General features: G+C 29.8%; 22 protein-coding genes, 1 tRNA gene and 1 other RNA gene. 4 read left to right on the top strand and 20 right to left on the bottom strand.

Annotated elements, in window-relative coordinates; all coding sequences use genetic code 11:
* Window positions 1–100: 100 nt before the first annotated feature.
* Window positions 101–3226, top strand: coding sequence for a two-partner secretion domain-containing protein (locus CPEL_RS06955; RefSeq protein ID WP_044599206.1), 3126 nt, complete (start codon window positions 101–103; stop codon window positions 3224–3226).
* A gap of 30 nt (window positions 3227–3256) precedes the next feature.
* On the opposite strand, the gene CPEL_RS06950 is transcribed toward CPEL_RS06955, so the two are convergent.
* Window positions 3257–4300, bottom strand: coding sequence for an AI-2E family transporter (locus tag CPEL_RS06950; protein ID WP_044599205.1), 1044 nt, complete (start codon window positions 4298–4300; stop codon window positions 3257–3259).
* The gene (gene ruvB / locus CPEL_RS06945; protein ID WP_044599204.1) at window positions 4290–5300 is read right to left on the bottom strand and encodes a Holliday junction branch migration DNA helicase RuvB; all 1011 of its coding nucleotides are present in this window, start codon (window positions 5298–5300) and stop codon (window positions 4290–4292) included. The genes CPEL_RS06950 and ruvB overlap by 11 nt, the downstream gene beginning before the upstream one ends.
* An 87-nt stretch (window positions 5301–5387) precedes the next feature.
* Between ruvB and CPEL_RS06940 the strand changes: the two genes are divergently transcribed.
* Both CPEL_RS06940 and ssrA read left to right on the top strand, forming a co-directional pair.
* Entirely contained in the window at window positions 5388–5798 is a 411-nt protein-coding gene (locus tag CPEL_RS06940; protein WP_044599203.1) for a hypothetical protein, read from the top strand.
* Between the two features lies 1 nt (window position 5799).
* Window positions 5800–6158: a transfer-messenger RNA gene (gene ssrA / locus CPEL_RS08885) on the top strand.
* A gap of 4 nt (window positions 6159–6162) precedes the next feature.
* Here ssrA and CPEL_RS06935 read toward each other — a convergent pair.
* The 3 genes from CPEL_RS06935 to CPEL_RS06925 form a co-directional block, all read right to left on the bottom strand.
* Entirely contained in the window at window positions 6163–6384 is a 222-nt protein-coding gene (locus CPEL_RS06935) for a hypothetical protein (protein WP_044599202.1), read from the bottom strand.
* 119 nt (window positions 6385–6503) lie between these two features.
* Entirely contained in the window at window positions 6504–7433 is a 930-nt protein-coding gene (locus tag CPEL_RS06930) for a ribose-phosphate pyrophosphokinase (RefSeq protein ID WP_044599201.1), read from the bottom strand.
* 65 nt (window positions 7434–7498) lie between these two features.
* Window positions 7499–7903, bottom strand: a complete 405-nt coding sequence (locus CPEL_RS06925) for an acyl-CoA thioesterase (protein WP_044599200.1) — start codon at window positions 7901–7903, stop codon at window positions 7499–7501.
* Between the two features lie 64 nt (window positions 7904–7967).
* On the opposite strand from CPEL_RS06925, the gene ciaB reads away from it, so the two are divergent.
* A complete protein-coding gene (gene ciaB / locus CPEL_RS06920) occupies window positions 7968–9803 on the top strand; it encodes an invasion protein CiaB (RefSeq protein WP_044599199.1) in 1836 nt (611 codons plus the stop codon).
* A gap of 18 nt (window positions 9804–9821) precedes the next feature.
* Here the strand turns inward: ciaB and CPEL_RS06915 are convergent, their stop codons facing one another.
* From CPEL_RS06915 to pglB, 15 genes are all read right to left on the bottom strand, one after another.
* Window positions 9822–10016 (bottom strand): hypothetical protein, encoded by a 195-nt coding sequence (locus CPEL_RS06915; RefSeq protein WP_044599198.1) that lies wholly within the window; start codon window positions 10014–10016, stop codon window positions 9822–9824.
* Window positions 10009–11478 carry a Y-family DNA polymerase gene (locus tag CPEL_RS06910; RefSeq protein ID WP_044599197.1) on the bottom strand — a complete coding sequence of 490 codons (1470 nt, stop codon included), beginning with the start codon at window positions 11476–11478 and terminating at the stop codon, window positions 10009–10011. Before CPEL_RS06910 ends, CPEL_RS06915 begins: the two co-directional genes overlap by 8 nt.
* 41 nt (window positions 11479–11519) lie before the next feature.
* Window positions 11520–11609, bottom strand: a tRNA-Ser gene (locus CPEL_RS06905).
* Between the two features lie 47 nt (window positions 11610–11656).
* Entirely contained in the window at window positions 11657–12211 is a 555-nt protein-coding gene (locus tag CPEL_RS06900) for a membrane protein (protein ID WP_044599196.1), read from the bottom strand.
* A 61-nt stretch (window positions 12212–12272) separates the two neighbouring features.
* Entirely contained in the window at window positions 12273–12983 is a 711-nt protein-coding gene (pssA, locus tag CPEL_RS06895) for a CDP-diacylglycerol--serine O-phosphatidyltransferase (protein ID WP_044599195.1), read from the bottom strand.
* Window positions 12980–13597 (bottom strand): phosphatidylserine decarboxylase-related protein, encoded by a 618-nt coding sequence (locus CPEL_RS06890; protein WP_044599194.1) that lies wholly within the window; start codon window positions 13595–13597, stop codon window positions 12980–12982. Before CPEL_RS06890 ends, pssA begins: the two co-directional genes overlap by 4 nt.
* On the bottom strand, window positions 13597–15516 hold the full coding sequence (gene ftsH, locus CPEL_RS06885) for an ATP-dependent zinc metalloprotease FtsH (RefSeq protein WP_044599193.1): 1920 nt from the start codon (window positions 15514–15516) through the stop codon (window positions 13597–13599). The genes CPEL_RS06890 and ftsH overlap by 1 nt, the downstream gene beginning before the upstream one ends.
* Window positions 15516–16352: a 50S ribosomal protein L11 methyltransferase gene (locus tag CPEL_RS06880; RefSeq protein WP_044599192.1), complete on the bottom strand. Its 837-nt coding sequence runs from the start codon at window positions 16350–16352 to the stop codon at window positions 15516–15518. Before CPEL_RS06880 ends, ftsH begins: the two co-directional genes overlap by 1 nt.
* Before the next feature lie 14 nt (window positions 16353–16366).
* Complete coding sequence (locus CPEL_RS06875; RefSeq protein ID WP_044599191.1) at window positions 16367–16744, bottom strand: chemotaxis response regulator CheY; 378 nt, start codon at window positions 16742–16744, stop codon at window positions 16367–16369.
* A gap of 118 nt (window positions 16745–16862) precedes the next feature.
* A complete protein-coding gene (pglF, locus tag CPEL_RS06870; protein WP_044599190.1) occupies window positions 16863–18626 on the bottom strand; it encodes a UDP-N-acetylglucosamine 4,6-dehydratase (configuration-retaining) in 1764 nt (587 codons plus the stop codon).
* 1 nt (window position 18627) lies between these two features.
* On the bottom strand, window positions 18628–19788 hold the full coding sequence (gene pglE, locus CPEL_RS06865; protein WP_044599189.1) for a UDP-N-acetylbacillosamine transaminase: 1161 nt from the start codon (window positions 19786–19788) through the stop codon (window positions 18628–18630).
* Entirely contained in the window at window positions 19785–20381 is a 597-nt protein-coding gene (gene pglD / locus CPEL_RS06860) for a UDP-N-acetylbacillosamine N-acetyltransferase (RefSeq protein ID WP_044599188.1), read from the bottom strand. The genes pglE and pglD overlap by 4 nt, the downstream gene beginning before the upstream one ends.
* Window positions 20368–20970: an undecaprenyl phosphate N,N'-diacetylbacillosamine 1-phosphate transferase gene (gene pglC, locus CPEL_RS06855; RefSeq protein ID WP_044599187.1), complete on the bottom strand. Its 603-nt coding sequence runs from the start codon at window positions 20968–20970 to the stop codon at window positions 20368–20370. The genes pglD and pglC overlap by 14 nt, the downstream gene beginning before the upstream one ends.
* A complete protein-coding gene (gene pglA / locus CPEL_RS06850) occupies window positions 20963–22090 on the bottom strand; it encodes a N,N'-diacetylbacillosaminyl-diphospho-undecaprenol alpha-1,3-N-acetylgalactosaminyltransferase (RefSeq protein WP_044599186.1) in 1128 nt (375 codons plus the stop codon). The genes pglC and pglA overlap by 8 nt, the downstream gene beginning before the upstream one ends.
* A complete protein-coding gene (pglB, locus tag CPEL_RS06845) occupies window positions 22087–24225 on the bottom strand; it encodes an undecaprenyl-diphosphooligosaccharide--protein glycotransferase (RefSeq protein WP_044599185.1) in 2139 nt (712 codons plus the stop codon). The genes pglA and pglB overlap by 4 nt, the downstream gene beginning before the upstream one ends.
* Window positions 24226–24231: the final 6 nt, after the last annotated feature.

Genomic DNA, 24231 nt, shown 5'->3' with positions numbered 1-24231 from the left:
TATTGAATAGTTATTTTTTAAATTAAATTCCATTAACTTAAGTATTTTTTTATAAATATAATATTAACATACATAAATTTTTTCAAACAAAGGATTTATTATGGCAGTATTTTCTCCACGGGGGGGGGGATCGAATAATTTTGATTTAACTCCTTCTAAAAAACTAACTAATCACATCTTACTTTCAAGTATAGTTGCTTCATTACTTTTTTCACCTGCATTTGCCTTACCAAGTGGTGGTAAATTTACTCATGGCACAAGTGGAACTATAAATGTTAGTGGTAATAATATGCATATAAATGGTAATAAAGTTAATTCTGTTATCCAATGGGGTGGTGGTTTTAATATAAATAAAGGTGAAAGTGTAAATTTTGGTGGTAATAGTAAAAACTATTTAAACATAGCTCATGGAACAAATAAATCTACCATAGCAGGTGTATTAAATGCAAGTGGTAATAATGTATTTTTAATCAATCCTAATGGAGTAATCATTACTAAAACAGGTAATATCAATGCTAATCGCTTTGTAGCTTCTACTTCATCGATGAGTAATGAGGATATGAATAAATTTGCAAACGGACAATACGCAAATGGAAAGACTATAGACTATGCAACTTTTTCACCTGTGTTTAAAGCAAATAAACTTGGCAATGTAGTAAATATGGGTAATATCAATGCAAATGATGTATTGCTTATAGGACATAAGGTAAGTATAGATGGTGGTAATATCCATGGTATGCATAATGCAAACACTAGTGGTGATGCTTTGAAAAACCCAAGTAATAACACAGCAAGTAAAGTTCATTTAGTAGGCAATGAAGTAAATATACAAGTAGATGGTATTAAATCAAATTCTATCATAGCTAGTGCTTATAGTAAGGGTGCTTTACAGCAATCTACTACATCTTATTATAATTATGGTAATAACATAGGAAAACTAAATTTTACTACTCAAGAGTATGATAACATAGAAAACAAAGCAAACAAACAATTAGTAACTAAAGATAAATTCGAAAAACATGCTACTATAGGTTCTGATGTAGATTGGTGGCATTTTGCTAAGGGTTGGAATTATGATAGAAACAACATGAGAGATTTTTTTGGCACCTATAAATTAACTAGTGATATAGATTTTGGCGGTAATCAAGGTAAAAACTATGCAAATTATTGTATGTCACAAGGACAATGCACTTCTATGATAATAGGTAATGCTGGTAATAACGCTTTTAATAAAAATTTTGATGGGCAAGGATTTACTTTAAAAAATATTAATATGGATGTTGAAAATATTGATTATGCTGGAATTTTTGGAAATGTGAGTTATTCTGATATTAGAAATATAAAAGTAGATTATATGGGTGGTCGGATTAATGGTAATAATGTTAGATATATGGGCGGTTTTGTAGGAAATTCTTTGCATAATGGTAGTTTTTTTTCAGATATTTCAATAAAAAATATTGATTTTATAAATAATAATTCTAATTCATTTTTTATAGGTGGTTTTGCAGGTATAGCTGGAGGAAATTTTACTAAGATATATATAGATAATATAAATAACATTTTAGGAAAATCTAGTTCTGGTTATGGTGGTATAGGTGGATTTGCTGGAAATGCTAGGGGAAATTTTGAAAATATTGCTATTAACTCTATAAACAATATAACATTAAAAGTTAATGGTCCAGCACATGCTGGTGGATTTGCAGGACAATTATTTACAGGAGAATATGTTAAAAATGTATATATGGAAAATATTAAAAATGTAAAAGTTGATGCTGCTGGTGCATTTGCTGCTGTAGGTGGAATGTTTGGTGAGATAGGTAATAATACAAAATTTGATCATATTTATATCAAAGGCTTGGAAAATATTTATGTTGATAATAAATATGCACAAGCTGGAAGTTATGCTGGTTCTTTTGCTGGAAGAAGTTACAAAGTAACAGCAGTGTTTCAAAATATTGCAATAGAGGGTAAAATTAATATCAATGCAAATGCAACACAAAGTGCTTATGCTGGAGGATTTTTAGGATGTAATGGTGTATTCAATATGGGTTCTTGTGGAGCACAAGGAGGTAACAATGGTGCGTATATACATAATGTATATTTATACTTTAAAGAAGGTTCTAATGTTAAAGCTAAATCTTATTGGGATCAAGCATACGGAGGAGAATCATATGCTAATATTTTTATAGCAAATGAAAATAATAAAAATATTTCTAACGCTAATATATATCATTATATTAACGATTTTAACAAAAACGACTATATCCAAGATAAAATCAATATCCACACTTACACAGATGAAACCCAAGCAAATGCATATAAAGACTTTTTATCTAAAGCAAACACTATAGAAAAACCAACCATCACTCCACCAACCACCCCTGATAATCCAAACCAACCAAGCGATAGCGATGTTATCTTAGCAAGTGATGATGTAATTAGTGCAAATGATTTAAACAAATGGCTAGGTGAAATATTTGGTGGAAATTACTGGGTAGATATAAAAGATTTTAAAATTCAGGGATTAAGTGAAGAATTAAAGCAAAGCATATCTTTCTTAGAAGCTTTATATGGTCAAAAAGGCATGAAAGAAATACTAGAAAAAATCCATAATGATTATAAAATGGCTTATTCTAAGTATGATAAATTTAAAACAAGCAAAGCAAATCTTTTAGCATTTATCAATGATAAATTAAAACCTTTAGTTGATTCTTCTAATAATGCCTTAGCTCAATTAAAAACCATACAAGAGCAACTTAAAATAGCCATAACTAAATATAATGATTATGTTAAAAAAATCAATGAAAATCCAAGTATAAAAAATGAAGCAACTTTAGCTTCTTTAAAAGCTGAAGTAGATAGATTAAGCAATCTTAGTGGAGAATTAGCCACTACTATAGCTAATAATCAAATAAAACTAGAAACTTGGCAAGGTAAAGCTAATGTTGATTCCAACGGACATTTTACTATCAAAGGTAAATTGAATAATATAGCTTTAACAATACCTAATTTAGAAAAATTAAATAATTCTGGTGGTATTGAAAATGATGATTATCAAAAACTATCACGCCAAATAGCTAGCTCACAAAAACAAACACCTACTTTTAAATACGAAGAAGAAGAAACCCAAGAGATAGACGAAGCAGCACTAACTCAAAGAGCTAGAACTTGTATAGTAAGTGATAATTTTAAAACTATGAATCCTTGTGTGGTTGGAAGTTATTAAAACTCTACACTGCTAATTTAGCAGTGTAGATTATACAAAGTGTTTTTCTTTTAAAATCACATATAATTTTAAAGTAGAAATAAAAAAAGTCAAAATTGCAGGTCCAAGTATAATCCCCCAAAAACCAAAGCTTGAAATTCCAGCTATCATAGCAAAGAAAATCAAAAGTTCATTAATTTGCGTTGGAATTTGAACGAGTTTATTATTTATCCATTTAATGATATAAGGTTTTACTAAAGTATCTGCTATAAATGAAATCATTATCACACTATAAGCAAAAATGACTAAAGCTCCGCTAAGGTTGTGATTTGCAAATTCATATAAAGAAATAGGCACATAAACTAAAGCTCCGCCTACTACAGGTATCAAAGAGCTAAAGCAAAATAATATCCCCATTAAAATCGCATCATAACCATAAAATTTAACAATAATAGCAAAAAGCACTCCTTGTAAGATAGCGTTTATCACCATAGAGTAAAACACTACAGACATCACATTACTTACCTCGCTTAAAATGCTTTGTGTTTCTTCTTTTTTCATAGGAATGATGGTTTTAAGGTAGCTTATAAGCTGGCTTCCATAGAGGTTAGCAAAGAAATAAAACACACAAATTAATACCATATCAGTTAAAAATTTAGTTCCAAATTTAGTTGCACTTGAAAGATAAGTTAAGATATTTTTAGAAATAGAATTTAAATCAATACTTGCTAATGCCTCTTTGATTTTTGGTTCAATAAAACTTAAAGATTCTGGCAAGTGTAAAGAATAATTTTTAAAATACTCTATAGTAGTATGAAGATAATTTATATCAAAATTCTTTGCTGCTTTGGCAAGTTCTACTATAGCATACACAAAAGGAATAAAAAACAATGCAAGCATAAATAAAGTCGTTGCCGCAGCTGCAATAACTTTTTTGTCTTTAAAAATTTTAAGAAATTTTACATTGATATTTGAAGTTGAAACAGCCATTAAGCTTGCTATAGCAATATTCATTAAAAAAGGTTTAAATAAATACAAAACCCAAAACAATACAATCAAAATAAAACTAATTAGAAAAAATTTGCTATTTTTCATCAAATAAACCTTTGTTATATTTTAACTTTAACACATCAAAGCTTTTTAAACTTGCTATGCGTCCTTTTGCTGTTCTTTCTATGTAGCCATTTGCTAGCAAATAAGGCTCTATAACATCTTCTATGGTGTTTTCATCTTCACTTAATGCTGCAGCTATGCTAGAAAGCCCTATAGGTTTTCTTTTGGCTTCTGTTAAAAGCTCTAAATACCGCAAATCCATCGCATCAAAGCCAAGTTCATTAACCCCTAAAGAATCCAGTGCTTCTTTGGCTCTTTTTTCACTGATAATTTCTTCATCATTTACATCAGCAAAATCCCTTACTCTTTTTAAAAGTCTTAGTGCGATTCTTGGGGTAGAACGACTGCGTTTGGCTATTTCTAAAGAGGCTTTTTTTTCACAAATTTTATTAAGCTTTTGTGCGGCTTTTTCTAAAATGATAGCAAGTTCTTCATCTTTATAAAATTCTAAGCGAAATTGCATACCAAAGCGATCGCGTAAAGGATTACTTAGCATACCTGCTCTTGTGGTAGCACCAATTAAAGTAAATTTGGGTAAGTCTATTTTTATCGTTTGTGCAGCAGGCCCACTTCCTATGATAATATCAAGGCGAAAATCCTCCATAGCAGGATAAAGCACTTCTTCTATAGCAGGGCTTAAGCGATGAATTTCATCGATAAATAAAATATCACCTTCACTAAGATTGGTTAAAATCGCTGCTAAATCCCCGCTTTTTTCTATCATAGGGGCTGCTGTGGTTTTGATATTTGCATTCATTTCATAAGAGATGATATTTGCTAGTGTTGTTTTGCCAAGGCCTGCAGGGCCACTAAAAAGTATATGATCTAAACACTCATTTCTTTTTTTGGCAGCTTTTATAAAAATGTTAAGATTTTTTTTAATGTTTTCTTGGCCTATGTAGCCATCAAAACTAGAAGGCCTTAGGCTTGTTTCATAAGTTTCATCAGGGGAGAATTTTTCAATCTCTACGATTCTATCCATATTTTTTCCATTTTATTTTGTAAGAAATTTTAATTTTATCTAAAATTTGCTAAAATAAACATTTAAACTTAGATTATAGAAGTTTTTATGGGGATTTTAGAGCAATTAGAGTTAGATTATGAGCTTGAGGAAATCGAGCGTTTTTTGTATTTTTTTAGAAGTCTTTGTGATATTTTGGAGCCTTTGATTGTAAAATTAAGTAGTGATAGCTTAAAATACAAAGAAGCTTTAAAAGACTTAGAACAAAATATCCACAATGTAGTATGGGCGGCTAAAAGGCTAAATTTAGATGAAATTGTTAATTTTTGCACTTTTTGTGAAGAGATAATGCAAGAAGCGGTTAAATTTGATGGCCCTGCTAGTGATGAATTTGTGGATTGGATGTTTTTAGTGGGTGAACAGCTTGATAGATATTGCAGTGATTATGAAAAAAATGCTTCTTTTTTAAGTGTGTTTAATCCTCAGATTGCAAATGTTCCAGATAAAATTTCTAAGTAACGGGGACGACTTGGCTTCGACAGGAGTAGAGTGGCCTTGGTGGCATGTCGCTTTGAGCAAAGCGTATAAAGCTCAAATTAAAATTAAACGCAAACAACGTTAAATTCGCTCCTGCTTACGCTAAAGCTGCGTAAGTTCAGTTGAGCCTGAATTTTAAGTGATACTATCTAGCTTAGAATTTGGTCATTTTTGATAGTGTAGATTGAAATTTGACAAGTTTTAATCGAAGTTAAAGTCTTAGTCTAGCTTGAAATTTTGGAAGGTGAGTTTGGCTAGATGAAATTTTCACCTTTGCTAAGCATGTAGATGCCGTGGTTGTTTTATTTTTGGACAGGGGTTCAATTCCCCTCGTCTCCACCAGTAATTAGTTTTTATTAACTAATGCATCTCTTATATCAATAACAAGATAAATTACAAAAAAGCTTAAAAATATTGCTATAAAAGATCCAATAAGTGTTACTAAACCTGCTATAAATCCTAGAGTAAACATTATTGTAATAGAATAAAAAATCGCTATAATAAAGCTCAATGCGGCTACTATATCTAATATAGTTCTACCAAAATTTATAATTAGATTTTTAATCATAATAATTCCTTAATTAATAAAAATTTGTTAATTATAACAGAATATATTTTTAATTAATATAAAATTATAGACTTTTTTAAAGTTTAGATTTTCTTTGCAAGGTAATCCTTGCAAAGAATTTATACAAATAAAGAATTCACGCTTTCATTATGATAAACCCTGCGTATTACCTCGCCAAAAATTGGTGCTACACTTAGAACTTGGATTTTATCCATTTGTTGTTTTAAAGGTATAGTATCAGTTACTACTAGCTCATCTAGTGCTTCTTTGGCTATTCTTTCATAAGCTACACCACTAAGCACAGGGTGGGTGCAGCAAGCTATAACAGACTTTGCACCTTTGCTTTTAAATACTTCAGCAGCTTTTACTATAGTTCCTGCTGTATCAATGATATCATCTACTAAAATTACCTCTTTATCTTTTACATCACCGATTACATTCATCACTTCGCTTTCATTAGCTTTTTCGCGTCTTTTATCTACTATAACTATATCAAGCCCTAAAGCTTTTGCTACGCTTCTAGCTCTTGCTATACCGCCTATGTCAGGACTTGCGATGATAGGATTTTTATAGTTTTTGTTTTTGATATACTCATTAAAAATAATGCTTCCATAAAGATTATCCACCGGTATATCAAAAAAGCCTTGAATTTGTCCAGCATGTAAGTCTATAGTAGCTACTCTATCTACCCCTGCTGATTCTATAAGATTTGCTACTAATTTTGCAGTAATTGGTACCCTAGGACTTGCTTTCCTATCTTGTCTAGCATAGCCAAAATAAGGTATGATAGCTGTGATAGAGCTTGCACTTGAGCGACGCAAAGCATCAGTCATGATTAAAAGTTCCATTAAGTTATCATTAGTTGGAGCACAAGTACTTTGTATGATAAACACATCTTTACCACGCACGCTTTCATCTATTTGAATGCTAATTTCACCATCGCTAAAACGCTTTACACCTGCATTGCTTAGGGGCAATGAAAGGTATTTTGAGATTTTTTTAGCAAATTCCTCATTTGCTGAACCAGAAAATATTTTATATCCACGCATATATAAGCCTTAGAAAGTTTTTTGTGATGATATAAAATTTTTTTTAAAAATACAATAAAACATCATCAAAAGCCATGCAATCTTTTTAAATCCGCATCTATAGGAAATTTATTTCCATCTTTATCTACGCTTACATAAGTTACTATAGCTGAAGTTACATGCATGCAATAAACACGGCCATATTCATTAGCTCTTTGAGTTACAACTTCTACTTCTACGGTGATAGAAGTATTGCCTGCTTTGATGATTTTTGCATAGCAAGAAACTAAATCACCTACAAAAATTGGCTCTTTAAAAATGATTTTATCTACTGCTACGGTTACTACTCTTTGCGGGGAAAGTTCTCTTGCAGCGATAGCTCCAGCTAAATCAATTTGCGACATGATCCAACCGCCAAAGATATTACCAGCGGGGTTTGTGTTGCTTGGCATAGCTATAACTCTTAGTTTAGGTTCTCCCATATCTTTCATATGTTCTCCTTGTGTTTTAAAAAAAACATTATAATTAAGTTTTAAAAATATAAAAAGGAAAAAGATGAACGATTTTAAACAAATAGCAAAAATTGTGAAAAATAGAAAGCAAAATATTAATAATCTTTATAACATTCTCCAAACTAATCAAAACCATCCTTTGATAGATAGGGCTTTAGAACTAGCTAGTCTTGAAAATGAAAAAGGCAATGTTTTAGCTATGTTGCGTCGCTTGGTGGATTTAAAAGAAGAAAATTTAGTCCAAGAGCTTGAAAAAAAAGGTTTAAACGAGGATGAAATTTCTCAAATAAAATATAAAGTTTTTTCTTTAGTAAGAGCCTTTTATGAAGTAGAACACCAAGATTTAATTGACGAAATTAAAAATAAAAATCTACTTGATGAATTTTATTTAAATTTAGTTCAAGGTGTGCATAATATAGGCGTGGTGATGAATTCTTTTGAGCTTGTTTGGAGTAAGCAAATTTTAGATACAAATAATAAAATCTTAAAAGAACAATTTTCAAATTTAAGCGATGCTTTGGAATTTTTAAAGCAAAATGAGCTCTATCAGCTTAATCAAGATGGTGAAATTTGTGAAAGAAGTTATGGAGCTTTAGTTAAAATAGGAACACTCTGGAGATTTTTACCTTATGCAAAAGCTTTTGAAAATGAAGTTTTAAAGCTTGAGTATGAATTTGATAAGCTCTTAGAAAAATTAAGAAATTGTGCTTTAGATGATGAAAAAAATGCTTATATTGATTATATAGAAAAATTAAAATTTGCATTTTGTGAAAAAGATAATAACAAAGTAGTTAAAAAATGGCAAGAAGCAGAACTTGCATGGATGAAAGTAAAAAGTCCATTGCAAATTGGCCATCCTTTAGAATACTATGAGGACTCTTATACGCATGCAGTGGCACTTGAGTGGGATATACGCTTAGAAGATGTGAGTGATTTTAATGGAAGTGAATTTAAAGATAAAATCAAAAAAAGCTTTGCAATGGTGTATGCAAATTTAGAAGAAAAAGATGAAAATTTATTTAATGAGGTAAATTTTAATCTTGATAAAACTCAGCTTTATATTTGTATGCCTATGATTTTTTATGGAGCAGAACTTAAGGGGCTTTTTTCTGCACAAGTAGTGCCAAATGATGAATATGTAAGTAATATAGCAGGTAAAAAGATTTTTGCTTTTTTAAATTATGTTTATGAAAATGCTAAAACTAAGCCTTTTATGAAGCTTTCTTCTATGGTGTTTGAAAAAGAATTTTTAGATTATGGTAGAGAAATTTTATTTTACAATGAAAAATTATGGAAAAGAATTTATGAAGTTTCTACTATAGGCCATGAATTTGGGCATATTTTCTTTGTGGCAAATGATAGTGAAAAGAAAATGAATGAAAGCGGTGTGTTTAAAAATATAGAAGAGTTTAAAGCCACTGCGGGTGGGCTTGTGAATTTCTTTTTGCATGAAGAAGATGATTTAAAGCTTCCTGTGTTTTATGAGCTTATCAAAAGAGCTATAGGATTGATTGCTTGGCAAAGAGTAGAGGAGGTTAAGCCTTATTATACAGAAGGTTTGATTCATTTATCGTTGTTGTTTAAATCAGGGGTGCTATCTTTTGCAAATGAGAAATTAAACATTAAATTTGATGAAGAAGCTTATGAAAGTTTTAAGGCTGTATTTATGCAAAATTACTATAAATTAGCAAGACATTATATGCTAAAAGAAGATGCTAAAAATTATTTAGACGAATTTTGTGTTTTAGAAGATGAGGTGTTTTTACCACTTGATGAAGAGTGTAAAGAATTTGTAAAATACTACTATGAATTACATAAACTTTATGGCAATGAAATCGATGAAAGTGGAGAATTTGAAAAATACTCTAATGCAAAATAAAATTTATTCAAGAAGAAATTAATTTTCTTCTTGATATTTGCTTTTTTCTAATTTTTTCTCCATATTTTCTTGAGTTTTTGAAATAGCCTTGCTAAAACCATTTAGCACTGAAAATGGAGCAAATTGTGCTGCTCTTTTTTCTCTTGGCATTGGTGGGAATTGTTTTGATTTTTGGTATTTTATATCTATTATATCTTTATAATCATCATGCATTATGGCCTCCTATTAAAGAAGAAATTTCTTTAGTCTCTTTATCTAAACTTGAAGCTTTTACAATGGCCTTTTTACCAAATTTTTGCATGATTTGAAGTCTTGCTTTTTGAAGTTTTTCTTCTTTTGCAAGTTGATTTTGCTCTTGCAAAATTGCATTAAAATCACTAAATAAATTTAGTTCTTGGTAATTTTCTTGCGGTTTATTTGTAATGTTGTTTAAACTTAGGCTGATTTTTCTAATGCTTAAGTTTTTATCACTGATTTTATAAAAAAGTTCTAAGGCTTTTTTGTTGATGATTTTTAAAGAATGAGTGAAATTTTCTAAATTTATACTACCATGTGCGTTTTTGGGTATAGCTCTTCCGTAATTATCTTTAGTGATAACTCCTTTGTAAGAACCCAAAAAACTTGAATTTTCTAAATTGCTTTTATCATATTGTATATCTAGTGTGAGATGATTTGTTTTAAGATTATGCTGGATTAACTCAAGCACTAAATGATCAACAAGTTCTTTTAAAACTTTTATTGCTTGATTATTATCATACGCAAAAGGTAAAACTTTAGCCATAATCTTAGAGTGATTTTGTGATTTGTAGTTTTTGATATCTTTCATTGTGCAAGTTTCAATACCCCATGCATGATCGATCAAAAGTTCAGCATTAACACCAAAGTGTTTATAAAGCAAGTCTTCATGTTTTAAAGAAAATCTTGCAAGATCTCCCATAGTATGAATGTTTAAATTTGCAAGTTTTAAGGCAATGCCTTTACCTATACGCCAAAAATCCTTTAAAGGTTTATGTTGCCACATTTTATATCTATATAATTTTTCATCCAAAAAGGCTATAAGCAAGCCATTTTCATCTACTTTTTGTCTTTTTGCTAGTATATCCATGGCGATTTTTGCTAGATATAAATTTGTTCCTATACCTGCTGTTGCGATGATTTTGCTTGTGTGGAGTATATCTAATAAAACCTTGGTAAGTAGCTCATAAGCTGAAAGTTTATATTTTTCAAGATAAGGACTAAGATCTATAAATACTTCATCTATGGAATATATATGTATATCTTTAGCATCAAAATATTTCAAATAAATACTATATATTTTTGCACTAAATTCTATATAAGTAGCCATTCTGGGTTTGGCTACAATGTAGTCTATTTCTAAATTTAAATTATTGTTAAGGTTTTTTGCATTGAAGCTTTTAGCTTGAAAACTATGCTTTTGGTTTAATTTTAATCTTTCTTGATTTAAAGAGTGAATTTTTTGTTTAAACTCAAAAAGCCTTAATCTACCAGGTATATTATAATTTTTTAGTGCAGGCGAAACTGCTAGGATGATGGTTTTATCTGTTCTTTCTTGATCTGCTACGATAAGATTTGTTGTTAAGGGATCTAAATTTCTTAAAACACATTCAGCTGAAGCATAAAAAGATTTTAAATCTATAGAAGCATAAATTTGCATGGAATATAAACTAACTTTTAGTGATATATTTATAAAAGAGGTGGCGGACAGAGAGGGATTTGAACCCTCGAGACCCGTTAAGATCTGCACCCTTAGCAGGGGTGTGGTTTCAGCCACTCACCCATCTGTCCTTAAAAGTTAGAAGTATATCTTATTTTTTATAAGATATACCTTAAATTCATACGCTAAGATAGGCAATTGCAAAGGTTATAATAAAACCAATGCCTAAAACAGCTATTTGTTTACCTCTATCTTTGCGTATAGCTATAAGAGTAATTAAAAGTCCTGAAATATAAAGCACTATCATAGCAAGAGCAAAGGCCAAACCAAGCACAGAAAAATACCACATACCTTTATCTTTATGCAATAAAATCATATTTCCAAGCAAACTCCTAGTTTTAGTAATAATTTCATAATTATTTTCATCAAGTTTAACTATGCTTGCAGTGTAATTAATGCCACCAAGTTCTATGCCATTACCTTTTTTGTTAAGTTTTGGTTCTAATGATGAAGGAAGTTTAAGCTTATTTTGCTTTAAATAATCAATCAAAAATTCAGCTTCAGCACCATTTTGTATAATAGCTTGAACTTTTTGCTTTTGAATTTTAGCTCCACTTTCTCCATCAAAACCAGCTATATAAGCAAAACCAGTTATCGCGTATAAAAATGCTAATGGTAGAAAAAACAAACTAATGTAAATGTGAATTTGTCTAAAAAATTTATTTTTATTCATTTGCAAACCTCGCTTTTGAAATAATAAAAAGTATATTAATTAAAAATGAAGTGAAAATAAATTAGTCTTTTTTAATTTTACGCATAAGGGTAAAAATACTACGGATAATTCCATAAAGCACATATAAACTAGCAACTATTAAAGCACTTTCTAAAAAATATAAGTAAAGCATGGAAAATAAAATAACTAAGATAATTAAAACTTTTAAAACATTTGCTCTTTTTAGATCAATTTTTTTAAAACTTGGGTATCTAATATTACTTACCATTAAAAAAGCTAATAGAATTTGTATACATAATATAAAAAAAGAATAATCATGTAAAAAATCATAATACAAATAAGCGCTTACCCATAAAGCACTTACCACCGCTGCTGTTGGTATAGGTAGTCCTATAAAAACAGATGGTTCATAAGTGCCTGTGGTAACATTAAATCTTGCAAGGCGTATTGCTCCAAAAACCACAAATAAACCAGCTATTAGTGAGCCAAAACGACCATATTCATAACCTATACTCATATAAAAAAGCATAGCAGGTGCAACGCCAAAAGCTATTAAATCAGCCAAAGAATCAAATTCAACACCAAATTTAGAAGTAGAATTAGTAGCTCTTGCTACACGGCCATCTAAACCATCGCAAATTAATGATAAAATGATGTAAATTAATGCTTTATCAAAGCTTTGATTAATAGAAGCAATGACTGATATGATTCCTAAAAATATTGAAGCTGCTGTGAAAAGATTTGGTAAAATATAAATTAATTTAAAATTCATGAATTTAAATACCCTATTAGCGCACCAATGCGAATTTTATCATTTTCATTGACACAAATTTTAGTATTTTTTGGTAAAAATAAACTTACACTCCCATCATGCATAAAACCTATATTATGTCCATAATCTAAATGCTGACCAAAATTATAAATTTTTGCTTTTTTGTTTAAAGCACCAAAGATAATACGCATAGCCCAATGTTCATTTTTAGACTTTGCTAAAAATAAAATTCTCTCACCCATTAAATTAGTATTTTTCATAAAAGGACACAAAAACAAACCATGTTTAATTCTAGTTTCTTTTATATCCATATTTAAAGGAGCTATGATATTTCCTTGAGAAAAAATATTATTTGTGATTTGAATTTCTACACAATTGCCTAATTCTTTATAAAAAGTATTTCTAATGCTTTTAATTTTACCTTCAATAGGGGATATAATGGTATTAGAATCTGCTATAGTTTGAATTTTACTTGCTCTAAATAAATAGATAAAAAAAACAAAAATAGCACATAAAATCCAAGAAAATCCCCATATGATTTGACTTATTGCAAAAACTATAGCAAGAAGTATTAAAAAATTCCAGCCAGCTTTTGCAATAAAATCTATTTTCATTATTTTTCCTTGATATTTTCTTGTTCTTTTTCTTCTAAACGCGTTGGAAGATTATTTTCTTCTTCATAATTTTTAATGATTTCTCTAACCTTAGAACCATCTATAGTTTCTTCTTCATACAACGCTTGCACCATTATTTCTATAGCTCCACTATATGTTTTTAAGGTTTCTTTTACACCCACATAGCGTTCATCTAAAGTTTTCTTTACATACTCATCTAAATCTTGAGCCATTTTATCAGAATAATCTTTTATAGTTTGCCCACCACTTAAAAAAGTATTTCTTTGCTTTTCAAGCACCATAAGTCCAGCTATTTCACTCATACCATACATTGAAATCATAGCTTTTATAATATCAGTTGCACGCTCTAAATCATTACTTGCACCAGTTGAAATTTCTTTGATAAAAACTTCTTCAGCAGCACGCCCTCCTAAAAGAACATCAACTTCAGCTAAAAGTTCATGTTTTTGCATTAAGAATTTGTTTTCTTCAGGAGTGTTTAAAGTATAACCTAAAGCCGCAAGTCCTCTTGGTATAACAGAAACTTTGCTAACTTTTTTAGCACCTTTTGTGGTTTCAGCGATTAAAGCATGGCCGCACTCATGATAGGTTACGATTTTTTTCTCTTTATCATTTATCCTACGCGATTTTTTCTCAAGCCCTGCAATAGCCCTTTCAACTGCTTCTACTAAATCTTTTTGCTCTACATGTTTTTTAGAATCCCTACCAGCTAATAAAGCTGCTTCGTTGATAATATTTGCTAAATCAGCTCCTGCAAGTCCAGCTGTAAGCCTTGCTATATCTTCTACTTTTACTTCAGGAGAAATTTTAACATCTTTCATATGAACTTTTAATATATCACATCTGCCTTTAAAATCAGGCTTATCCACTAAAACTTGTCTATCAAAACGCCCAGGTCTTAATAATGCTGCATCTAAAACCTCAGGACGATTGGTAGCTGCTAGAACAATTACAGGCGAACTTTCAGTGCCAAAACCATCCATTTCAGCTAGAAGTTGATTTAAGGTTTGTTCTCTCTCATCATTACCACCCATCATACCACTTGCTGCACGCGATTTACCTATAGCATCTATTTCATCAATAAAAACAATAGCAGGAGCTTCTTTTTTAGCATTTTCAAACAAATCCCTAACCCTACTAGCTCCAACACCTACAAACATTTCTATAAACGAAGAACCTGAAACACTAAAAAATGGCACATCTGCTTCACCCGCAACTGCTTTTGCAAGTAAAGTTTTACCTGTTCCTGGAGGTCCTACGAGTAAAAGTCCTTTTGGAATTTTAGCCCCAAGATTGATATATCTTTCAGGATATTTTAAAAAATCAACTATTTCTTTAACTTCTTCTTTAGCTTCTTCCACACCAGCTACATCATTAAATTTTACTTTTGGTTTTTCTGAATTAACAAGTTTTTTAGAACTTCCTATGCCAAGTATAGATCCACCCATATTTTTTTGCATACGCGAAGCCAAAAACATCCATATACCAAAGAAAATAAATACTGGTAAAACCCAAGAAAGTAAGATATCTATAAACCAATTGCTTTCATTAAATGCACCATAAGAAACACCTTTAGAATCAAGTAAAGGAACAAATGTAGCATCATTTGGAACTTTTTTGGTTATGTAAACCATATTTCCTGCTTTTGATATGGCTTTAATTGTAGTTTGTCCTATATTAACTTGGGCTATTTGATTATTTTCAATTAAAGTTTTTAATTCAGAATAGCTAACTTTTTTTGTGTTTTCACCACCCATAATTCCCATACTACCATCATCAGAAAATCCTTTAAATAAAATAATCATAACAATGGCAAAAATAGCAAAAATAAAAATTGGATTTTTATTGAAAAAGCTATTATTTTGATTATCTTTTTGATCGTTTTGTTTTTTATTCATTATTTTTTATCCTTTTTATAAGCTAAACTAATCCACTCACCTTTTTGTTTGCATTCTAACAAGGTAAGATCTTTAAAGGCATCTTTTATTTTATCTTCATATTTATTTAAAATTCCAGATAAAATTAAAATTCCACCTTCTTTAGTTTTATCTTTTAAATCTTTTTTTAGTATTGTTAAAACATCAGCAATGATATTTGCAACAACTATATCATATTTGTGTAAGCTTTTGTTAATAGACCCTACCCAAATATCATCAAATGTAACTTGATTTAATTTCGCATTTTCCTTGCTTGCTATAATGGCTAATTCATCAGTATCACAGGCTTGCACTTTAGCTCCAAGTTTTGCCATGATAATGCTTAAAATCCCACTTCCGCAACCTACATCTAAACAAAATTTAGAATTATCTGTGTATTTTTGTATAAATTCTATACAAGCATGAGTGCTTTCATGATGACCTGAGCCAAAAGCTAAAGCTGGATCTATAATAATATTAATTTTATCTTGCTTAGCTTTTTGCCAAGTAGTGTGGATATGAACATTGTCAATAGTTAAAGCTTGAATGCCTTTTTTGTATTCTTCTATCCAATTTTTATTTTCTTTTTGCTCTAAGTTGGAATTAAAATAAATTTGAATTTTTAGATTATCACAAAGTTTGCGATGAAAATCTTTTAAAGCTAATTCTATAAGTTCTAAATTTTCTTCAGATCTTATATAAATTCCATTATTTTTTTCTTCAATAGCTTCAATGCCAAAAGAAAAAACAAGATCAAGGAATAATTCTATATATTCCTCGTCTGTTTGAAAAAAAAGTTCATAATAGTATTTTTGCATAAAAAAACTTGTAATCAGCCTTCATTAGTTCCTAAAACATCTTCAAGTTTTTCTTTTAATACTTGAGGGGTAAAAGGCTTAACTATATAGTTATTTACTCCAGCTTTTAATGCTGTGATAACTTCTGCTTTTCCACCTTCTGTTGTTACCATGATAATTGGCATATCAGTGTATTTTTCTTCTGCTCTTACTTTTTTAACTAATTCAAGCCCATTCATTTCAGGCATATTCCAATCAGTGATCAAAACTTTAATATCTTCATTTTGCGAAAGTAAATCCCAAGCTTCAACTCCATGTTCAGCTTCTAAAACATCTTTATGACCTAATCTTACAAGGGTGTTTTTGATTATTCTTCTCATAGTAGAACTATCATCAACGACTAATAATTTCACTTTGCTTCCTTTCAATATATTAGACAAATAATTACATTTTTGTAATTTTATCGTTTTTATTTTTAATTATCAAGTAAAAGTGCATATTATATCATTTTAAAATAAAATTAGAATTTAATCATTCTCCGTTTTTATTATGATTAAATTCAGGCACAATTTCTTTTAAAACCTTAGTTGGATCTTCACTTTGAAGTAATTTTTGTATTTCTTGATTTAAAATTTTTAAATCTTTAATTTCACTTGTGGTTACAAAAATACTTTCATATTGAGTTTTTAAATCATCTTTATGGATTAAAAGTTCCTCATAAAGTTTTTCACCTTTTCTAAGTCCTGTAACTTTGATTTCTAACTTTTTATTAGAAAGTAAAAGCATTTTTTTAGCTAAATCCATTATTTTTACAGGCTCACCCATATCAAGCACAAAAAGCTCTCCACCTTTTGCAATAGCCGCAGCTTGTAAAACAAGTTGCACAGCCTCATCCACTAGCATAAAATAACGTACAATATCAGGATGGGTAAGAGTAAGTGGTTCATTAGCCGCGATTTGAGCTTTAAATTTAGGTATAACACTCCCGCTTGATCCTAAAACATTACCAAAACGCACACAAGCTACTTCAAAATTTTCACAACTTGAACTTAAGGTGTAAAGCTCACAAATTCTTTTAGTACAACCCATGATATTAGTTGGTCTTACAGCTTTATCAGTGCTTATCATAACAAATTTAGCAACATTGTAAATTTTTGCAAGATCAATCAAATTTTTAGTGCCTATGATGTTATTTAAAATAGCTGAATGCGGATTTTGCTCACATAAAGGCACATGTTTATAAGCTGCTGCATGTAAAATTAAGTCTATTTTTTTATTTGCTAATAATTTTTCTAAAGCCTCTTTATCTAATATACTCATCATAATAGGCTCGATTCTATCTTTATATAAACTTAATTCATCATTAATTTTATATAAATTATATTCGCTATGATCAAGCATGATTAAATGTTTTGCACCAAATTTAACGCATTGCTTGCAAAGTTCGCTTCCTATGGTTCCACCTGCTCCACTTACTAAAACCACCTTATCTTTGATAAAATCAATCACACAAGCATTATCTAAATCTTTTGGTTTGCGTGCTAATAAATCTTCAATGCTTATATCTCTTGCTTCATTTTGTGTAAAAGAAAAAAGTTTTATATCATTAATTCCATAAGCAATGAGTTCATCAAAAAGCTTTTTAAGTTCTTCTTGCTCAAGTTTTAAAGCAATGATAGCAGTATGAATTCCTTCAGCGGTGTATTTTCTAATAGCTTCTTTTTCTTCTACTATAAATTTATCACAATAAGTACCTATTAAATTTTTACGCTCATCTACCACAGCTACAGGAAAAAGTCCTAAGCTTCCTTCTTTAGCTCCTTTTAATAAATGCAAAGCCTTTGAAGTGGCACCAACTACTATGCAAGGGTGCTCTTCATTGTATTTTGGCTTTCTAAAATCAACTATCATCCTTTTGCTTATACGCAAACTTCCAATTAGCATACAAGATAAAACAAAGTCTATTCCTATAACGCTTCTTGGAAAAGGATTAAAAAAATCATCATAAAAATAATAAATTAGCAAAAATACAAGCTCAGCCAAAGCTAAAGCGATAACTAATTTACGCGCTTCATTAAGTGAGAAAAATCTCCAAGCAACTTGATAAATTCTAAAAAAAGCTAGAAAAATGATTTTAAGCAAAATCAAAATCACAGCACTTTTAAACATACCTTCATAAAATTCACTTGGGATGTCTGCGCTAAAGCGTAAAGAAAAAGACAAATAAATACTTATAACAAAAAGTAAAATATCAGCACCTAGAAAAAATCCTAAGCGTTTGCTTTTATAATCCATCTTAGTCCTTTAAGGTGTTTAAGATTAAAGTAGAAACTTCCTCTACGTCAGCTTTACTCATAGTAGTTGCACTTGGAAGGCAAATTCCATTGCTAAAGAAAAACTCACTATTGCCATTTAAATAAGCATCATAGCCTTTATAAAGCTCTTGTAAATGCATAGGTTTCCAAAGTGGGCGGCTTTCGATTTTGTTATCTTTTAAAACTTGAATGATTTTTAAAATTTTATCTTGAATTTGAACATTTTTATTTTCACAAATGCAGTGTTTTTCATAAGTATTGAGTTTGCTTTTATCAAAATCAAGCAAAGCAGTGCTTAACCAACGATTTGACTTGGTATTTTCAAGCTCATCTAAGAAAGTAAAAGTTCCGCTTAAAAATTCTTTATACCAGCCATAAATTTCACGCTTTTTACTTACTCTTTCATCTAAAACTTCCATTTGTGCAGTGCCAATTGCACCTAAGATATTGCTCATTCTATAATTATAACCATATTCTTTATGCTCATAATGAAGATAATTTTCTCTAGCTTGAGTGCTATAAAATCTTGCTTTTTCAAGATTAGCATGATTTTCACTTACAAGCATACCTCCACCACCTGTGGTGATGATTTTATTGCCATTAAAAGAATATACTCCAAAATCCCCAAAAGTTCCTAAAGCTTTACCTTTATAAAAACTTCCCAAAGCCTCAGCAGCATCTTCGATTAAAAAAATCTCATTTTCTTTACAAATTTGAACAATCTCATCCATTTTAGAAGCATTGCCATAAAGATGGGTTAAAATGAGAGCTTTTGGCTTTTTAGGACTTTCTTTGATAGCTTTTTTTAATAAATTTACATCTAAATTATAAGTTTCATCACAATCAATAAAAACAGGCTTAGCATTCATATAAGAAATAGGCGCTACTGAAGCTATGAAGGTAAAACTTGAAGCTAATACCACATCATTTTCTTTAATACCTAAAACCCTTAAAGCCAGGTGAATGGCTGCAGTAGCAGCATTTAAAGCAAGAGCGTTAGAGCTTTTTGTATAATCTTTAATGCTTTGTTCTAAGGCATTAACAAACTCGCCCAAAGGTGCTATATAATTGCTTTCAAAAGCTTTGTGTATGTATTCTAATTCTTTTCCGCTCATATGCGGTGCTGATAGAAAAAATCTCATTTTACCTCCTTTATTTTTTTAGCAGGAACTCCAGCATAAATGCCTTTAGAAGTTAAGTTTTTAACCACAACTGATCCTGCGCCTAAAGTTATATCATCACTCAAACTCATACAAGGAATAACGCTTGAATTTACCCCTAAAAAACAACGCTTTCCTATTTTTACATTTCCTGTTAATTTAGCTCCAACACTAATATGGCTAAATGCATCTACAAAACACTCATGCTCAATCACACAAGCAGTATTTAAAATCACGCCTTTTGCAATGCTAGCTTTAGCATTAATCACTACATTTGGCATGATTAATATACCCTCATTATCTAAAAAAGCACTTGGGCTAATGATAGCACTTTTGTGTATCAAATTTACTAATCTAAATCCATCTTCTTTTGTTTTTTTAAAAAGTTTTTCTCTAATAGAGTTTGCACCAATAGCAATGAACATATCATGCTTTTCTAAATTGGAGTGATATTTTAAGCCTTTGTGATCATCTAAAAAAATTATATTTGTATAACCTATGCTCTTAGCAATATCAGCACAAACTAAACCATGCCCGCTAGAACCATATATATAAATGCTTTTAGTTGTGTCCATTGAATTTATCCGTTGTAGCTACTCCTTCTTTATTAACCCCGCTTCTTTTTAAAACTTTAACAATAGTCATAAAAAAGATTTTAAGATCAAATAAAAAAGAGCAATTTTGCACATATTCTACATCATATTTAAATTTTTGCTCCCAAGAAATAGCATTGCGTCCATTAATTTGCGCCCAACCTGTAATACCCGGTCTTACATCGTGGCGTTTTTTTTGTTCTTGATTGTATAGGGGTAAGTACTCTACAAGCAAAGGTCTTGGGCCTATAAAACTCATATCGCCTTTTAAAACATTAAAAAGCTGAGGTAACTCATCTAAACTTAAACTTCTAACTAACTTTCCAAAAGGCTTTAAGCGTAATTCATCAGGAAGTAATTCTCCATTTTCATCTTTTTCATCACTCATAGTTTTAAATTTATATATATAAAAAATTTTTTCATTTAAACCTGGTCTTGCTTGTTTAAAAAGCACACTTCCTTGAATGATTTTTAAAACAATGCCAATAAGCACTATAAAGGGTAAAAAAATAATCAATAAAATCAAAGCCATAAAAAAATCAAAAACACGCTTTAAGCCATTTTTATACATTTGTAAAACCCCTATAAAAGTCAAGATATTTCAAAGCTATAATATTTTCATCATAATTTTGCGCACTAAGAAAAGCATTTTGTGCTAAAGTGTTTTTGAGTTTTTCATCTTCTAATAACACCGCGATTTTTTCGGCTAAATCTTTGCTATCTTTGCTTTTGCAAATTAAACCATCTATAGCATTATCAATTGCTTCAATGCAACCTTCAGCATCACTTGTAACACAAGCTTTTTTACAAGCCTTAGCTTCTAAAATAGTTCTTGGATAACCTTCTTTATAGCTTGGTAAAACAAAAATATCACAAAGATTTAATAAGTAAGCAATATCATCTTTTGCACCCAAATAAAATACATTAGATGAATTTAAAAAATCCAAAGGTGCACAAGATTTATTGTCATCTCTTCCACCCACCAAAACAAAATTTGCCTTATCTTTTAAAATTTCGCTTGCTTCATAAAATTCTTTAATACCTTTGTGCCAAAGTGCTCTTGAAACCATTAAGACTATAGGTTTATTAGGCATATTATGTTCTTTTAAGAAAGCTTGTTTTTCTTCTGTGCTAATTTTTAAGGGTAAAAATTGTTTTAAATTTAGCCCTACTGATTTTATAATTTTTATTTTTTCTTCTTTTAAACCTAAATTTTTCATAAATAATGCATTACTTTCATTGACAAAAATAAAACCATTAGCAAGTTTAAATGAAATTTTATAAAGTAAATTAATCCCCATTCTTACCAAAGAGCTTTTAAAATCATTATCTATATAAAAACTTCCTAAGCCCTCAACTAAACCAAAAGTATATTTAATACCTGCCATTTTAGCTGCTATAATGCCTGTTGTGTTGCTTTTGTGTGCGCTAGCTTGCAAAAGATCTAAATTTAAACTTTTGAGTGTATTTTTTAAGCTAATGAGATTTTTAAAAACAACCAAGGGATTAACACTTGATCTAGCTAAATCATAAAAGCAAACCTTATAACCTAAATTTTGTAATTTTATAGCAAATTCATCTTTAGGAGTGATGATAATTACTTCATGATTATTTTTTTCTAAAGCCCTAATGAGTGCAAGACGAAAATAATATACACTCATTGCACTATGGGTTAAAATTCCTATTTTCATTTTTTTAGCCTATAAATTTTTGCTCTTGTATCATTAGTGACTTGTTCGAATAAATCTTTATCGTATTGGTTTAATAAAAACATTTGTATATAGGCACTATTATAAAGACTTTCATCTAAAATTACAAAGCTTTTGTATTCTCTTAAAAAGAGTAAATAAATTTGAGCTTTTGAATCAATTTCATTGTAATAAAATTTGCCATTAGTGATTGATTCTATATCTACAAAAGCTTTTAAAGGTATAATTGTTCCTTCTAATTTTAAGGCTCTAAAATCATTAATAATTTCTATGCCATTATCAAGAATAACCGATCCTGTTGTTTTGTCTTGAGCTATGGCATTAGCTTGGGAGAAAAATAAACTTTTTTCTTGTTCACCATTGTCAGGGTTTGTGTTAGCAAATTGTGCAACAACTGGCATGATACGCAACATTCTATAAGGCATATAAATATACACATCTCTTGTTTTATTTGTATCAAATTTAAAATCTTTATCATTTAAACTTTCTAAAAAATCTTTAGCACTTGTTTGATTATAATCTTTAACCATAGCTTTTAAGATATCAGGATAGTTTTCTTTGAAAGATTTTTCAGTGTATTCTACGCTAAGTCTTGCCATATTAGCCGCACTTACTTGATCTTTGCTTAATACAAAAGAAGAGAAGAAGTTATCCTTTCCTAGATGTTTTCCTCCATCAATCAAGGTTTTTACATCACTATAATAGCGTATTGGATAACCATAATCCCACCAAGCCACAACATAATCTTCCCTTTGGGCTTTATTTTTTAAATCATTTAAAATACTAGCTTCATAAGAAGTAAAAACAGTAGAAGATTTATAATAATAAATATGCATTAAAGCAGGGGCTATACTAAAAAATGTGATTAAAACAAGTAAGAGATTTTTATTTTTTTGTTTTAATTTAATTTGTTTTTTTTCTAAAAAATTAAAAAATACATACAAAAAATACCCAAAACCTAAAGCCATTACAGGAACTGCATAAATGGTAAATCTAAGTCCAGCCCTTAAAGCCATAAAACCTAAAGCAAGCATAGGTAAAGCTAAAAGCATACTTTTGTGGTCTTTACAAAACAAAATAAAACCTATAAAAGAAAGGATAAATACCAAAACACTAGAGCTAATTCTTTGCATAAATACTTCAGGATCGATGGTATTTACTTCCATAATGGTTTCATTTACATTAAAATACACAAAAGCAGCGTCTTTTAAATTTTGAACATCAGCTACTTTAAATACATAAAATTGAAGTTGATACAAAACAGGATCTAAGCCACCGCTTAAATGTAAAATTAAAATACTAATGAAAATCAAAGCCCAAATCATATAAAAATTAATTTTTTCTTCTTTGAAAGCAAAAATAGCAAACAATAAAACAATCAAAGCAAGTTTATATTGCCATGCTAGCATACTTAAAGCTATAATCATCAAAGCAATAGCTAGATAAAAAATTTTTTCTTTTCTATGAAAAATTAAAGTATAAAGTCCAAAAAGTCCTATCATAGCAAAATTTAAAGAATAACTTGATGGATACCACCATAAATAAATCATAATAAAAACAGGACCTAAAAGTAGGGTGAAAATGTCTTTATTGATAGTTAAGCGTATAAAGGTAAGCAAAATAAGCATTGGTAAAACCAAAACTAACATATCAGTATCATAATACCCACTCATAGTGCGGTTATAGTAGCTATTTGCTATACTTGCAAGTAAGGCTGCTACAAAGCCATAAGTAGTAAGTTTATATTCTCTTGCGATTAATATAATAGGCACAACAATCAAAGAAGCAAAAAAAGTACTCATATATAAAATAATACTTTCAAAACTAAAAGGCAAAATATTATAAAGCCAATAAGTCAAAGTAGAAAGTGAACTTCCAAAATAAGATAAATCATTAGGTTGATGAAAACCTGCTATCATATCTCTTGCACCTTCTGCAAAAGCATAGCCATCATTGGTTGTAATCATGAGTTGATCATTAAAGAAAAATTCATAAAACTCACTTGCCCAAGCTATCCAATATAATCTACATAAAATACTAAAAGCAAAAGCGATTGCAATCAAAATACAAGTATATTTTATAGAATTATTATCAATATAATTTTGTCTAAGTCGCATTTTAAG

It is taken from the genome of Campylobacter peloridis LMG 23910 (genome assembly GCF_000816785.1).
GTDB lineage: Bacteria > Campylobacterota > Campylobacteria > Campylobacterales > Campylobacteraceae > Campylobacter_D > Campylobacter_D peloridis.
Note: the sequence above shows the minus strand (reverse complement) of the source record. Positions and strands in the feature narration are given on the sequence as shown.

Excerpts from the sequence above, each read along its gene's own strand:
- CPEL_RS06955 (WP_044599206.1), top strand. The coding sequence starts at position 101 with ATGGCAGTATTTTCTCCACGGGGGGGGGGATCGAATAATTTTGATTTA.
- CPEL_RS06950 (WP_044599205.1), bottom strand. The coding sequence starts at position 4,300 with ATGAAAAATAGCAAATTTTTTCTAATTAGTTTTATTTTGATTGTATTG.
- ruvB (WP_044599204.1), bottom strand. The coding sequence starts at position 5,300 with ATGGATAGAATCGTAGAGATTGAAAAATTCTCCCCTGATGAAACTTAT.
- CPEL_RS06940 (WP_044599203.1), top strand. The coding sequence starts at position 5,388 with ATGGGGATTTTAGAGCAATTAGAGTTAGATTATGAGCTTGAGGAAATC.
- CPEL_RS06935 (WP_044599202.1), bottom strand. The coding sequence starts at position 6,384 with ATGATTAAAAATCTAATTATAAATTTTGGTAGAACTATATTAGATATA.
- CPEL_RS06930 (WP_044599201.1), bottom strand. The coding sequence starts at position 7,433 with ATGCGTGGATATAAAATATTTTCTGGTTCAGCAAATGAGGAATTTGCT.
- CPEL_RS06925 (WP_044599200.1), bottom strand. The coding sequence starts at position 7,903 with ATGAAAGATATGGGAGAACCTAAACTAAGAGTTATAGCTATGCCAAGC.
- ciaB (WP_044599199.1), top strand. The coding sequence starts at position 7,968 with ATGAACGATTTTAAACAAATAGCAAAAATTGTGAAAAATAGAAAGCAA.
- CPEL_RS06915 (WP_044599198.1), bottom strand. The coding sequence starts at position 10,016 with ATGCATGATGATTATAAAGATATAATAGATATAAAATACCAAAAATCA.
- CPEL_RS06910 (WP_044599197.1), bottom strand. The coding sequence starts at position 11,478 with ATGCAAATTTATGCTTCTATAGATTTAAAATCTTTTTATGCTTCAGCT.
- CPEL_RS06900 (WP_044599196.1), bottom strand. The coding sequence starts at position 12,211 with ATGAATAAAAATAAATTTTTTAGACAAATTCACATTTACATTAGTTTG.
- pssA (WP_044599195.1), bottom strand. The coding sequence starts at position 12,983 with ATGAATTTTAAATTAATTTATATTTTACCAAATCTTTTCACAGCAGCT.
- CPEL_RS06890 (WP_044599194.1), bottom strand. The coding sequence starts at position 13,597 with ATGAAAATAGATTTTATTGCAAAAGCTGGCTGGAATTTTTTAATACTT.
- ftsH (WP_044599193.1), bottom strand. The coding sequence starts at position 15,516 with ATGAATAAAAAACAAAACGATCAAAAAGATAATCAAAATAATAGCTTT.
- CPEL_RS06880 (WP_044599192.1), bottom strand. The coding sequence starts at position 16,352 with ATGCAAAAATACTATTATGAACTTTTTTTTCAAACAGACGAGGAATAT.
- pglF (WP_044599190.1), bottom strand. The coding sequence starts at position 18,626 with ATGGATTATAAAAGCAAACGCTTAGGATTTTTTCTAGGTGCTGATATT.
- pglE (WP_044599189.1), bottom strand. The coding sequence starts at position 19,788 with ATGAGATTTTTTCTATCAGCACCGCATATGAGCGGAAAAGAATTAGAA.
- pglD (WP_044599188.1), bottom strand. The coding sequence starts at position 20,381 with ATGGACACAACTAAAAGCATTTATATATATGGTTCTAGCGGGCATGGT.
- pglC (WP_044599187.1), bottom strand. The coding sequence starts at position 20,970 with ATGTATAAAAATGGCTTAAAGCGTGTTTTTGATTTTTTTATGGCTTTG.
- pglA (WP_044599186.1), bottom strand. The coding sequence starts at position 22,090 with ATGAAAATAGGAATTTTAACCCATAGTGCAATGAGTGTATATTATTTT.
- pglB (WP_044599185.1), bottom strand. The coding sequence starts at position 24,225 with ATGCGACTTAGACAAAATTATATTGATAATAATTCTATAAAATATACT.